The following is a 14,063-nucleotide window of genomic DNA, read 5'->3' as shown; positions in this document are numbered from 1 at the left end:
ATTACCAAACTTTCCATTGTGCTTTGTTGGCTAACCAATCTTGTTCAAGTTCGTGTTTGTCTCTTAGCGTATCCATTGGTTTCCAATAACCGTCGTGTTTATAAGCACCCATTTCACCAATTGCAGCTATTTTTTCCATTGGTTCACGCTCCCATATTGTGGCATCCCCTTCTATAAAATCGAACACTTGTGGTTCGCAGACAAAAAAACCTCCATTAATCCAAGCACCATCACCTTTAGGCTTTTCCATGAATGATTCTACAGTGAAATTATTGGTTATGTTTAATGCCCCAAAACGACCAGATGGCTGTACTGAGGTAACTGTACACATTTTGCCGTTACGTTTATGGAACTCCACAAGTTGCTCAACATTAACATTGCTTACACCATCACCATAGGTAAGCATAAAAGTTTCATTACCGATATGAGATTGAATTCTTTTTATACGACCACCAGTCATCGATTCGTTTCCTGTATCAACTAACGTTATACGCCATGGTTCTGCCTGTGAATCATGTACTTTTATTGAATTATCACTTAAATCTATAGTGACATCAGATTTGTGTAAAAAATAATTTGCAAAGTATTCTTTTACCACATATCCTTTATAACCTAAGCATACTACAAAATCATTATATCCATAAGAAGAATAAATTTTCATAATGTGCCAAAGTATCGGCATACCCCCGATTTCCACCATTGGTTTAGGCCTAGTAACAGTTTCTTCAGAAAGGCGGGTACCTAAACCGCCGGCTAAAAGCACAACTTTCATTTAATTATATTATTGTGAAATTATATATACGTCATCACTTACTGGAAAACTGCAGCATAAAAGTAATTCATCTTCATTTAAGTCTGCAATACCCTCATCAGAAGATATCGTTTTTACTTTGCCTCCCTTTAGTCTTCCTTTACAAATAAAACAACTACCGGTTTGGCATGAATAGGGTAAGTCTAACGAACTGTCTAGTCCAGCCTCTAATAAACTTTTTCCTTTTACAACTTCTATCAGATTTTGAATTCCATCTTTTTCTATAATGACCTTTTGCGTTCGAACTTCGCTTAGTTGTTCGGGATCAATTTGTAGTTCAAAGTCTTCAGAATGAATCAACCGTTCATCAATATTAAACTTGCTTAACTCTGTCTTTACAGATTGTTTCAAACCTATCGGGCCGCATATGTAGTGGAATGCATCGGTTAAGACCTCATGATTATTCATCATATCAAGCACTATCTGAGGGTTAATTCGTCCTTGAACTACATAAGGATTACTATCTTCAACAATAAGCTGTGTGTGAAAATTCCAAATTTTTAATCTATCCGGAAATAGCCTTGATAACTCCGCAAGTTTATCGGCAAATATCACTGATTCTGAATTGCGATTTCCATATACTAAAGTAACCTTATAAGTGCCAAAAGCATGTAATGCGTATTTAGCTATTGATATTAAAGGTGTAATACCGCTTCCAGCTCCCCACAATACAATATGAGGACGAAGAATTGAAAACTCCTCTGGCAATACAAACTTGCCCATTGGTTCAATAACTTCAATTATATCCCCGATTTGTACTTTATCTAAAATATGATTAGATACCACCCCGCCCTGAACGCGTTTAACAGTAATTTCCAAATCCTTTTCTACACCGGGCGCTGATGAGAAAGAGTATGGACGAATATATCGTCTGTTATTTACTTTGATAATCAGCGTTAAATATTGTCCGGCTTTATATTTTATTTTTTTTAGACCGGGTTGTTTAAATACAACAGTGAGTGTATCAACAGTTTCTTGCTTAAGTCCAATAACTTTTAACGTGTAAGTTCTCATAAAAATGCAACTTTTAAAATGTTTAATACATCAATTAAATGTTACTTCCAAAACTTCCATCTATTCCATCGGCTGTTATCTTCTTCTACGCTGTAGCCATAAGCCTGCTTATAAGTTGTATATCCAGCCTTATGTGCCTTAATATCATTAATAATTAAATACAGGTTTTTTATTTTGTTAGTATTTATCAAGTCGTTGGCAATCTCTAACTGCGCCTTGTAAGTAAAGCCTTGACGCGCAACATAAAAAGTAAGGTTGGCAAATTTTTCAAACATTAAGGCATCTGTAACTAATCCGACAGGAGCACAATCAATAATGATATAGTCAAATTCAGCTTTTAAATAGTCGATTAATTGTGTAAGCCTGTCGCTTAACAATAACTCGGCAGGATTCGGAGGAATTGGTCCGGATGAAACCAAATAACAATTTGGGTTAAAACTTAATGGTTTTAGCAGCTTTTTTATATCATAATTTGGATCATCTGATATAGCGTAATTTGTAAATCCATTATCGTTTGCAAGCCCTACACTAGCTGATAACTTGGGCTTTCTTAAATCCATTTCCAAAAAAACAACTTTCTTACCTGTTAGAGCTAGTGCACTACCAATATTTAAGGACAAAAATGATTTGCCTTCACCACTCATGCTTGATGTAAAAAGCAATACGTTAGACTTCGAAGAATCCAAAACAAATTGAAGATTTGTTCTTAAACTTCTGAACTGCTCAGAAATTACTGATCTGGAATTTGTACCTGCAACTAAACTCTGTTTGTCGCTATTGTGTCCAATTTCACCGAGTATTGGAATTTTTGTAACTGCATCAATATCTGATCGGGAAGTGATTCGCACGTTAAATAATTCTTTAACAAAAATGTAAGCAGATGGCAATACTATACCTAAAACAAAACCAATTATATATAAAACAGACTTTTTTGGCTTCTCAGGTAAAAAATCACTTTTAGCCGGATCTAAAATTCGCGAATTTGATATTGTAGAGTTTCTTGAGATGGCTGTCTCTTCTCGCTTTTGCAAAAGAAATAAATACAGTTCCTGTTTTAAGTTTTGTTGACGAGCAAAATCAAGGTAGTTACGCTCTTTATTAGGCATTTTTCGTAATTCGTCTGCAAACTCAACGTTTTGTTTTTCTAATTGAGACTTTCCTACTTGTAAACTCTTTTTGTAGGTTTCAAGATTTTGAATTAAATTAACTCTGGCATTATTTATTTGTTTATCTATATTTTGTATTATAGGATTATCTTCTGTGTAAGATAGACTCGCTTTATCTCTGGTTAACAATAATTCATTATAAGAATTAATGGCCTGTCCGAATGACTGATCAGCCGGGTTAATTAATGAACTGGGTATGACTTTTTTGTTTTGCGAATTATTAAGATACCTTTCCAAATCTTGTATAATTGAGAGTTGGATATCTTGTTGTGTAAGTTTGTCATAGTAGCCGCTAGCGCTTGTAACCAAGGCTTTTGACTGTTCATTGATGTTGGCCAGATTATTCCGAGTTTTATACTGTTCGAAGTGTTGTTCTATATCATTTAGCTCTTTAGACACTAAATTTATTCTTGTATTAATGAATGCCATTGTGCTATCGGCAATTTGCATTTCATTCTGCAAATTAGTTGATAAATACAATTGCATTATTTTGTTGAGGATAGCCTCTCCCTTTTCAGGTTGTTGATAATTCAGCGAAAGATCTATTGCTGAAGCTTGTTTGTCAGCTAAACTTACAGTGAAATTTTGAGAAAAGTTTGCAATTGTGGCATCTATATCCTCTATTACAATCTTGTAATTTTTTGAATATTTAATTCCAGCTATATACGTCAAACTCAGATTATATTGACCTAGCTGAACAGGGTTTTTAAAATTTGCAGTAATGCTAATATCTTCACTGTTATTTGAAATTTTATAACTTTCGTCATTTATAAACTCTATTAAGTACTCACGCTTGGCTATTGTATCTACTTTGTAGTCGAGGTTAAGTACGAAGGGTATTTGTTTAAAAATTTCTTTCCACTTTAAACCAGTTTTGACATATGTTCTGACATTCAATTGCATTGCCTGAACACTTTTTTGCATAATGGTTCGAGATTTTAAAACTTGAATCTCATTGTCCGCAGTACTGCCAGCGTTAAAGATTGAACTAAACTCGCTACTGATTGAACCACTTAAAGCTCTTGGAGAAGTCCCTTTTTCGTCCTTAACTAAAATTTTACTTGTAATACGCCATGTAGGATTTGAAAAATAAGCGTACACAACCGCCAATGCAGTACATAATAAAATAGAAGCTAAATAAAGCGGCCATTGATGTACTACTTTGTTTACTATCTTTTTTACGTCTATGATGTCATCACCATCTGTATGAGTTGTGTTATTTTTAGTACTAAGTAAATTTTCAGACATGATAGAAGGTTCTTAATTGGTGCTAACTAGAATTGCAATAACTGATATTAAAGATGCACCAATAGCAGAAATAATTGAAATATTACGATTTTGTATGGCATCGGATGATGCAGCTTTGGATTTACTTGGCTCAATATATAAGTAATCGTTCTGGCGGAGATAATAATATGGTGAATTTAAGATTTCACTATTTGTAATATCTAATTTGATTAGTTTTCGACTCCCGTCTTCCTCTTGCCTAATCAAAACAATGTTTTCCCGCTTGCCATAAATTGTCAGGTCTCCAGCCAAGCCCAATGCATCTAATATGTTGACTTTTTCATTAGATACCACGTAAGTACCAGGCTTAGCAACTTCACCTAAAACAGTAATTTTGAAATTAGCATACTTCAAATTCACTGTTGGATCTTTATATAATTTCGCAGCCTTCACCCTAATTATTTCACGGGCTTGTTCGGTGGTCAGGCCGCTCACTTTTAACTTACCAAGTACCGGTAATTCAACATAACCGCTATGGTCTACATGATAACCAGCAACCGTTTGACCGCCAGTGCTGCCAGTTGAAGTTGCGCCAATTGCTGCATTTTGTACGTTACCCATAGAAAGAACTTGGGTAGCGTTCGGATCAACAGTTTGAATATTTATAAAAAGAATATCATCAGGTAAAATCTTAGGATTTACAAATTCTACATTTGCTAGACCACTAATAGTTTGCGTGTCAGGAATATTACTGAAGTATTTAACGTTTTTAATTGAAGAACAAGATGACATTATAAGTATTATTAACATAAAATGCCACCTCAATTTAATAGTCAACTTTTTCAAAGGCACAGTAGAGGTTTTAAATATATATTCCAAAAATAACATGTTTTTTGTAATAGAAAAACAAATAAAGGTTTTAACACCTTTTATTTGTTTTTAATGTAGTTTTTAAATTAACTGGCATTTTTTTAAGGCCGAACCTATTACTTGGTGCATATCATAGTACTTGTATTCAGCCAATCGGCCACCAAATACAATATGGTTATCGGCCTTGGCCAAGGCTTCATATTTTTTATAAATTTCCGTATTATAAACATCATTAATTGGATAATATGGTTCTTTTTCAATGTTCCATTCTTCGGGATATTCCTTTGTAATAACCGTTTTTGGTTGAGTGCCAAATTCAAAATGCTTATGCTCTATAATACGCGTATATGGTATATGGCGCTCTGTGTAATTCACAACAGCATTCCCCTGGTAGTTGTCAATATCCAGAGTTGTATGTTCAAACCTAAGGCTTCGGTACTGCAACTGACCAAAGCGGTAACCATAAAACTCATCAATTTTTCCTGTAAAAACAATATTTTCTGCTTGTGCATCCCATTCGGTTCTGTTTGCAAAGTAATCAACGTTCAATTTAACGTCAATACCATTCAATAAGCCTTCGGTAAGTTTATTATAGCCACCAATTGGTATACCCTGATACTTATCATTGAAGTAATTATTGTCATAAGTAAAGCGTACGGGTAATCTCTTGATGATAAATGCAGGCAAGTCATTAGCATCCCTGCCCCATTGCTTTTCGGTATAACCTTTAATAAGTTTGTAATAAATGTCAGTGCCTACTAACGATATAGCCTGTTCCTCTAAATTTTGTGGATCTTTAGTACCAGACTCGTCAATCTGAGCTTGAATAATAGCTTTTACCTCGTTAGGCGTTCTTACCTTCCATAATTGATAAAAGGTGTTCATATTGAACGGCAGATTATACATTTCATTTTCAAAAACCGCCAACGGGCTATTGGTATATCTGTTAAACTCAACGAATGAATTTACATAATCCCAAATTAGTTTATCGTTAGTATGAAATATATGTGCGCCGTACTTGTGCACATTTATACCTTCAACGATTTCACATTGAATATTGCCACCCGAATGATTACGCTTGTCAATTACCAAACATCGTTTACCTCTTTTTTTGGCTTCATGCGCAAACACGGCTCCAAACAATCCAGATCCTACTATTAAATAATCGTATGGTTTGTTCATTAAGTAGTTTATATTAAATTCTATGCTAGTTATTTAAAACAGTTATTTTACTGAATTTAGGACCTAACTGTATGCTATTCAAAAGTAATTTGTATTTAGTTATGGCAAAATTGCAGAAGCGTAATGTTAATAAGATATTGCCTATAGTCTGCCCGAACTTATACTTGCCGGCAAAATACTCTTAATATCATAAACAACCGCATGTTGTAATCGCTTTAAATTACTGATATTTAAAGATAGAAATTCTTGATGTGCAACAGCTAAGACTATAGCATCATAACTTCCGCTTAAACTATCTATTTTATTATGAATTGCTAAGCTATATTCTGCTTCTACCTCAATAGGGTTAGCCCAGGGATCATAAACTTCGCAACGTGTATCGTACTCTTCTAAGGTACGTATAATATCAATAACCCGGGTGTTACGTACATCTGGGCAGTTCTCTTTAAATGTAAACCCAAGTACCAACACATTGGCATGCTTAACGCCAATGTTGTTTTTTATCATCAACTTAATCACTTCCTGAGCCACATAAGTGCCCATTCCATCATTGATACGGCGGCCGGCTAAAATAATTTCTGGATGATAACCTACCTCCTGCGCCTTTTGTGCCAGGTAGTATGGGTCAACACCGGTACAGTGCCCTCCTACTAGTCCTGGTTGGAATTTAAGGAAGTTCCATTTGGTACCTGCGGCTTCCAAAACGGCCTGCGTGTCAATATCTAAGATGTTAAATATTTTTGCTATTTCGTTTACAAAGGCAATGTTAATATCCCGTTGCGAATTTTCGATAACTTTACAGGCCTCGGCAACTTTTATACTGGGTGCTTTATGAGTACCGGCCTGCACTATTGTTTTGTAAAGTTGATCTACAAATTCGGCAACTTGAGGCGTTGATCCTGATGTTACTTTAATAATGTTGGTAAGCGTATGTACCTTGTCTCCCGGATTTATCCGTTCGGGCGAATAACCGGCAAAAAAATCAATATTGAATTTTAAACCTGATGCCGCCTCAAGTATCGGCACACAAATTTCCTCTGTAACACCCGGATAAACTGTCGATTCATATATAACCAAGTCGCCAGGCTTTAAATATCTACCAACGGTCTCACTTGCCTCCCTTATTAATCGTAAATCAGGGCGGTTGTGCTTATCTGTAGGTGTAGGTACTGCAATTATATAAATATTGCTTTCTGCCAGGCTGTCTGCTTTTGAGGTTACATATAAGCCATTAGCATTTATATTATCAGTGATAACGGCTTTAAGTTGCTGGCTTTGTATCTCCTGAGTTTTGTCAAAACCACTTAACAGCTCGTTCACCCTAAATGCGGAATGATCAAAACCTGTAACAGGAAACTTGCTTGCAAATTCAACTGCTAAGGGTAAACCAACGTATCCTAAGCCAATAACAGCTATTAATACATTATCAAAATTAACCGATTTAAGTAAAGGCAGAGAATCGTTTTGTTCGTTCATTCTAACACAGGAGCACGTAAGGTAGATGTTGCAAATATAGAGGTATTTATTTACTACCTTAATTAATGCACGAAAAACATTGATGACAAAAAAAGGTTTTTAAAAAAGCTACAATTTTCTCTTAATTGATTTTAAATCGATTTTAAAAGAAAATATGGTACATAGTGTATTTTTTACATCATTTAATTTTTTTTAAACATTGGGATGTTTTACATTTATCCCGACTTAATTATAAAAGCCTTATGAAATTAATTGCCGACGGCGGCTCAACAAAAACAAACTGGTGCCTTGTTAACGACGAGGGAAAAAAATCCTACTTTAATACTGAAGGTTACAATCCTTACTTTGTAAGCAGCGACTATATAGTCAAGTCGTTAACCGATAACCTACCTGCCGATTTAGATAAAGACAAACTCACCGAAGTTAATTACTACGGTGCAGGTTGTTCAACCGATGAGAAACGCGACATTGTAAAAGATGGCATGAGCCGCGTTTTTACGCAAGCTAAGATCAACATAGGTCATGACTTACTTGCTGCGGCCCGCGCTTTGTTAGGTCGCAAAGAAGGGTTTGCCGCAATATTAGGTACCGGAACAAACTCATGTATTTATGATGGGTATGACGTTGCACACAACATTGATTCGGGAGCTTATATATTAGGTGATGAAGGCAGTGGCTGCTACATTGGCAAAAAATTGCTGGTTGATTACCTACGTGGTTATATGCCCGAAAGCGTACGTAAGGTTTTTTGGGAAACTTACCATTTAACACCCGATGACGTAAACGACAGAGTTTACTCGCAGCCCCTGGCTAACAGGTTTTGTGCCGGCTTCAGTAAATTTGTTTATGATAACAGCAACGTTCATTTAGAATACATGCGCAATTTGGTTAAATCATCGTTTGACGATTTTTTCCGCAACCTGGTTACCCACTATCCAAACTATAAAAATTATACGTTTAACTGCATTGGTTCGGTAGGATACAATTTCCGCAACGTGTTAGAAGAAGTAGTTTTAGAAAACGGCATGCAGATGGGGAACATCATTCGCTCGCCTATAGATAACCTGGTGAAATTCCACCTTGAAAACGAATAATGAGACTATCCATAAAAAAAGCGCTTTTTAAGCGCTTTTTTTATGGGTTATCGATATCAACTCCGAGTTCGTTCTGGAAAATTTTGCTGTATTTCCTGCGATCAAATTTATATAACTTGGCTGCTCTGAATGATACGTTCTTTTGCTTTTCATCAAGCTCCTTTAAAAATCCGTAGCTCAACATTTTTTTTCGGAAATTCCGCTTGTCAAGTTTTTTGTTCAAAATAGCTTCATACAACTGCTGAAGCTGCGTGAGCGTAAATTTTTCGGGCAGCAACTCGTAAGCAATAGGCTGGTAACTTAAGCGTCTTCTTAACTTGGTAAAACCGGTTTTAAAAATTTCAGTGTGGTCATAGGCTAGCTTAGGTAAATCATTCACGCTGTGCCAAAGTGCCTTTTTTGCAAAATTACCAGGCTTAAGTTCACGCTGCCCATCAATGCGTATTAAAGCGTAATACGCAACAGTGATAATCCGCCCGCGCGGGTGCCTGTTTACATCGCCAAACGTATGGAACTGCTCCATATGTAAATCACGCAAACCGGTAAGTTCATATAATATACGTTCGGCTGATTCCTCTATCCCTTCATGATTTTTCACAAGGTCGCCGGGCAAGGCCAGCCAGTCTTTGAATGGATTATCTTTCCGTTCAATAAGCAAAATCTTCAATTCACCGGCCTCAAACCCGAATATTACACAATCAATCGAGAATGCCGATTCAAACTTAACCAATTTTTCTTCCAAGACTACTTAAAGGTTTTTAGTGAAAGGCCGCTTACGCCTAAATGCTTTTCTTAGTATAGTTATATGCAAGTATACATTTTTATACATATTGTTATACAATTTTTACGAAAAATAGAGTTAATATAAGTAGCTGTTATTTGATAATAAATAATGGTGTAAAAATTACACAATTGAGATGAATTTATAGATTGATAAGCCGTCAAAGTTGTTATATTTGCGCGCCTACCAAAGCTATACAATACATGGTTGCAGTTATATATAGCGGTTCTAATTATGCAGACTGGCGGCTAGCCGACAAGGGCCGCACTGTGGCTTCATTTAAAACAAGCAGCATAAATCCGTTTTTTAACGACAGAAAGCATATTACGCAACTACTTAATAAAAACATAAACCTCATACACCATGCCGAGGAAATTAAACGCATTTATTTTTTTGGTGCCGGTGTTTTGAACGATCCGCTTAGAGATGCGGTGAGCGAAAGCTTTGCATCATTTTTTAAGTATGCGCGTGTTTCTGTTGATCATGACATGCTTGGTGCTGCAATAGCCTGTTGTAAAAATAAATCCGGCATTGTTTGTATATGCGGCAGCGGATCAAACGCAGCATATTTTGATGGCAAAAAAATCAAAGACAACAACTACGGCCTCGGCTATGTGCTTGCAGACGAAGGATCGGGCAATTGGTTAGGTAGGCAACTAATTAAGTCCTACCTTAACGAAACACTACCTGAAAACTTAAGAAAGCGCTTTATTAAACATTATGATGCTGACAGGCGTACCTTATTGGAGAAGGTTTACCATCAACGTCAGCCGGCATTGTATTTAAGTTCACTTACAGAATTCTACGCTGACAATCAAACCGACCCATATATACAAAACGTGTTGGTTGAAGGATTCAAACTGCTTATCAATACTTATGTTGCTCCCTTAAAGCGTCAACACCCTGATGAAGAAATTTACTTCGCAGGGTCGGTTGCTGCCGGTTTTAAGACTTATGTACAGCAAGCAGCTGATGAAACCGGTATTACAATATCACTTATTTTAAAAGAACCTATAAACAATTTATTAACCTACTATTCAAGTAAAAATTAAAGAAAACAAGATGAAAATAGGAATTAACGGATTTGGCCGTATTGGCCGTTTAGCTTTCAGAGCTGCTATTCAAAGACCAGATATAGAAGTTGTTGGTATTAATGACCTTGTTGAGCCTGATTACATGGCTTACATGTTAAAATACGATTCAACTCATGGTAAATTTGAAGGCACTATTGAAGTGAAAGACGGCAACCTGGTTGTTAACGGTCAAACCATCCGTGTTACTGCAGAAAAAGATCCTGCAAACTTAAAATGGAATGAAGTTGGTGCTGAAGTTGTAATTGAGTCAACCGGCTTGTTCTTAACTCAGGAAACCGCTCAAAAACACATTGATGCTGGTGCTAAAAAAGTGGTTATGTCTGCCCCTGCAAAAGATGATACCCCTACCTTTGTAATGGGTGTTAACCATAAAGAACTGAAAGCTGATCAGCGTATTGTATCAAACGCTTCATGTACTACCAACTGTTTAGCACCAATCGCTAAAATCCTTAACGATAAATTTGGTATCGAAGAAGGTTTGATGAGCACTATCCACGCAGTAACTGCCACTCAAAAAACAGTTGACGGCCCATCGGCTAAAGATTGGAGAGGTGGCCGTGGTGCTTACCAAAACATCATCCCTTCTTCAACAGGTGCTGCTAAAGCTGTAGGTTTGGTATTACCTGAATTGAAAGGTAAATTAACCGGTATGTCATTCCGCGTACCAGTTGCCGACGTATCAGTTGTTGACTTAACCGTTCGCTTAAAAAACAAAGCTACTTATGAAGAAGTTAAAGCTGCTATGAAAGAAGCTTCTGAAGGCGAACTTAAAGGTATTTTAGGCTATACTGAAGATGAAGTTGTTTCTGAAGATTTCAAAGGCGACGCTCGTACTTCAATTTTTGATGCCAAAGCAGGTATTGCTTTGAATGACAACTTTGTTAAAGTAGTATCATGGTACGATAACGAGTGGGGTTATTCAAACAAAATTATCGACCTGGTTCAGGAAATCGGTAAGTTATAATCTTAGCAAATAGATTGAAAAAGGCTGCAATAGTTATTGCAGCCTTTTTTTTGTGAAACTTTATAGGAGAGTCAATTATTTGCATATCGAACTATTAAACACAAAAAAAAGGAATTCATAAATGAATTCCTTTTTTATTTTATGAAAGTGAGTTTAGTTTCCTAATTCAGACATGAACTTAATACGCATCAATTGAATTTCTTCGCGCGTATAATCGTTTATTCCCAAATCAAGCAATGCATGATCAATTGAATCTATTTCGGCGCTACGGAAGTAATCATAAACTTCATCCTGCTTGTCTTCATCAATTACTTCATCAATGTAGTAATTAAGGTTAAGCTTTGTACCCGAGTTCACTATCGATTCAATTTCACGCAAAATTTCTTCGTAAGTGAGTCCTTTTGATGCAGCAATATCTTCCAGATCAAGATGACGATCAATGTTTTGAATGATGTAAACTTTGAGTGCAGATTTATTAGCCGCACTTTTAATAACCATATCAACCGGACGGTCAATATCATTATCTTCTACATATTTTTTGATGACTTCAATAAAAGGTGTGCCAAATTTGGCCGCCTTACCTGCACCTACACCTGATATTTGCTTAAGCTCATCAGTTGAGACCGGGTAGTGCGTGCACATCTCCTCTAATGATGGATCCTGGAAAATGACAAACGGAGGGAGATTTTTTTGCTTTGCTATTTTTTTACGAAGATCCTTGAGCATTTGCAATAATTGCGAATCAAGCGCTCCTCCACCCTGTTTAGGCCCATCTTCCGAGTCATCTTCGTCAGCAGCTTCCATAGGCTTGTTAAGCACAAAGCGAATGCTGTAAGGGTTCTCCAAAAAGTTATGACCTTTTTCGGTAAGACGCAGCAAACCGTAATTATCAATATCTTTTGATAAAAAGTTATCAAGCATGGCCTGGCGTATAAGTGACCGCCATAGATTTTCACCATCTTCCTTGCCCGAACCGAATATATCAAGCAAGTGGTGCTCATAATGATGCACATGCGGGCCATCAGTACCCATCAACACACTGGTGATGTGATGGTCATCAAACTTTTCGCCCAATTGCTTAATCATGCTTAGTGCACGGTGCAGTTGTGCTTCACCATCAAAAAACTGACGATCAGAACTGCAATTATCACACATGCAATTGCATTTACCAGCGTCAAAATCCTCACCAAAGTAATGCAATATTTGCTTACGGCGGCAAACCGCCGATTCGGCGTAATCAATAACTTCTTTAAGTATCTGCGTACCAATTTCACGTTCTGAAACCGGTTTATCCTTCATAAATTTCTGCAGCTTATCTACATCCTTTTCTGAATAGAAAGCTACGCATATACCTTCGCCTCCATCGCGCCCTGCACGGCCGGTTTCCTGATAATAACCTTCCATACTTTTTGGCACATCGTGGTGTATAACATAACGCACATCAGGTTTATCAATGCCCATACCAAATGCAATTGTAGCTACAATAACATCGGCATCTTCCATCAAAAACTTATCCTGCGTTTCGGCACGTACCTTGGCATCCAGGCCGGCATGGTAGGGTAATGCTTTAATACCGTTTAGCTTTAACGCTTCGGCAACCTCCTCAACCTTTTTACGGCTAAGGCAATAAACAATACCTGATTTACCCTGATGCTGCTTAATAAATTTAATGATCTCTTTTAAAACGTTGCGCTTTGCCCGCACCTCGTAATATAAGTTTGAACGGTTGAACGATGATTTATACACCGTTGCATTGTTCATTTGCAGGTTCTTTTGAATATCATGCTGAACCTTTGGCGTAGCCGTAGCTGTAAGGGCGATGATAGGAATATTTTCGCCAAGGTTGGCAATTACCTGCCTTATCTTACGGTATTCAGGCCTGAAGTCATGACCCCATTCAGAAATACAGTGCGCTTCATCAACTGCTACGAATGAGAGTTTGTTGAGGCGTAAAAAATCAATATTGTCTTGTTTGGTTAATGATTCGGGGGCTACGTATAAAAGTTTGGTTTTGCCGGCTAACACATCCTCTTTAACTTTTGCTGTTTCGGTTTTTGTTAAAGATGAATTAAGGAAATGGGCAACACTGTCTGAGTTACAAAAAGCTCTTAACTGGTCAACCTGATTTTTCATCAGGGCTATAAGTGGAGAAATTACAATTGCAGTTCCTTCCGTCATTAAGGCCGGAAGTTGATAACACATAGATTTACCGCCGCCGGTTGGCATAATAACGAAGGTGTCATTACCGGCCATGATGTTGGTTATGATCGCTTCTTGCTCACCTTTAAAATTATCGAATCCGAAAAAATTTTGCAGGTTATCAAAAAGAGACTTCTTTGTTTCGATCATTTTATATTAGAGAAAAGATGAAGTTTTTTCTTAAT

The 14,063-nt window shown here is 36.8% G+C and carries 11 protein-coding genes; 3 read left to right on the top strand and 8 right to left on the bottom strand.

The features are described from left to right. Position 1: 1 nt before the first annotated feature. From rfbF to QZ407_RS06260, 6 genes are all read right to left on the bottom strand, one after another. Positions 2-772, bottom strand: coding sequence for a glucose-1-phosphate cytidylyltransferase (gene rfbF / locus QZ407_RS06285; RefSeq protein ID WP_295768792.1), 771 nt, complete (start codon positions 770-772; stop codon positions 2-4). A 9-nt stretch (positions 773-781) separates the two neighbouring features. Then, a complete protein-coding gene (locus QZ407_RS06280; RefSeq protein WP_295768790.1) occupies positions 782-1,825 on the bottom strand; it encodes an FAD-binding oxidoreductase in 1,044 nt (347 codons plus the stop codon). A gap of 41 nt (positions 1,826-1,866) precedes the next feature. Further along, positions 1,867-4,239, bottom strand: coding sequence for a polysaccharide biosynthesis tyrosine autokinase (locus QZ407_RS06275; protein WP_295768788.1), 2,373 nt, complete (start codon positions 4,237-4,239; stop codon positions 1,867-1,869). 12 nt (positions 4,240-4,251) lie between these two features. After that, complete coding sequence (locus QZ407_RS06270) at positions 4,252-5,106, bottom strand: polysaccharide biosynthesis/export family protein (RefSeq protein WP_295768786.1); 855 nt, start codon at positions 5,104-5,106, stop codon at positions 4,252-4,254. A gap of 63 nt (positions 5,107-5,169) precedes the next feature. Next, on the bottom strand, positions 5,170-6,270 hold the full coding sequence (glf, locus tag QZ407_RS06265; RefSeq protein ID WP_295768784.1) for a UDP-galactopyranose mutase: 1,101 nt from the start codon (positions 6,268-6,270) through the stop codon (positions 5,170-5,172). A gap of 141 nt (positions 6,271-6,411) precedes the next feature. Further along, positions 6,412-7,746, bottom strand: a complete 1,335-nt coding sequence (locus tag QZ407_RS06260) for a nucleotide sugar dehydrogenase (protein WP_295768782.1) — start codon at positions 7,744-7,746, stop codon at positions 6,412-6,414. A 242-nt stretch (positions 7,747-7,988) separates the two neighbouring features. Here QZ407_RS06260 and QZ407_RS06255 point away from each other — a divergent pair, with 242 nt between their 5' ends. Continuing rightward, a complete protein-coding gene (locus tag QZ407_RS06255) occupies positions 7,989-8,840 on the top strand; it encodes an N-acetylglucosamine kinase (protein ID WP_295768780.1) in 852 nt (283 codons plus the stop codon). Positions 8,841-8,880: 40 nt separating this feature from the next. Here the strand turns inward: QZ407_RS06255 and QZ407_RS06250 are convergent, their stop codons facing one another. Continuing rightward, complete coding sequence (locus QZ407_RS06250) at positions 8,881-9,582, bottom strand: NUDIX domain-containing protein (protein ID WP_157541278.1); 702 nt, start codon at positions 9,580-9,582, stop codon at positions 8,881-8,883. A 242-nt stretch (positions 9,583-9,824) separates the two neighbouring features. Between QZ407_RS06250 and QZ407_RS06245 the strand changes: the two genes are divergently transcribed. After that, entirely contained in the window at positions 9,825-10,673 is an 849-nt protein-coding gene (locus QZ407_RS06245; protein ID WP_295768777.1) for a hypothetical protein, read from the top strand. A gap of 10 nt (positions 10,674-10,683) precedes the next feature. Continuing rightward, positions 10,684-11,679 (top strand): type I glyceraldehyde-3-phosphate dehydrogenase, encoded by a 996-nt coding sequence (gene gap, locus QZ407_RS06240; protein ID WP_295768775.1) that lies wholly within the window; start codon positions 10,684-10,686, stop codon positions 11,677-11,679. A 153-nt stretch (positions 11,680-11,832) separates the two neighbouring features. Here gap and recQ read toward each other — a convergent pair whose 3' ends face one another. After that, entirely contained in the window at positions 11,833-14,025 is a 2,193-nt protein-coding gene (gene recQ / locus QZ407_RS06235) for a DNA helicase RecQ (RefSeq protein ID WP_295769513.1), read from the bottom strand. Positions 14,026-14,063 lie beyond the last annotated feature (38 nt).

This window comes from uncultured Mucilaginibacter sp. (assembly GCF_913773635.1).
In the GTDB taxonomy this organism is placed as follows: Bacteria; Bacteroidota; Bacteroidia; order Sphingobacteriales; family Sphingobacteriaceae; genus Mucilaginibacter.
This window is presented reverse-complemented; position numbering and strand designations above follow the sequence as displayed.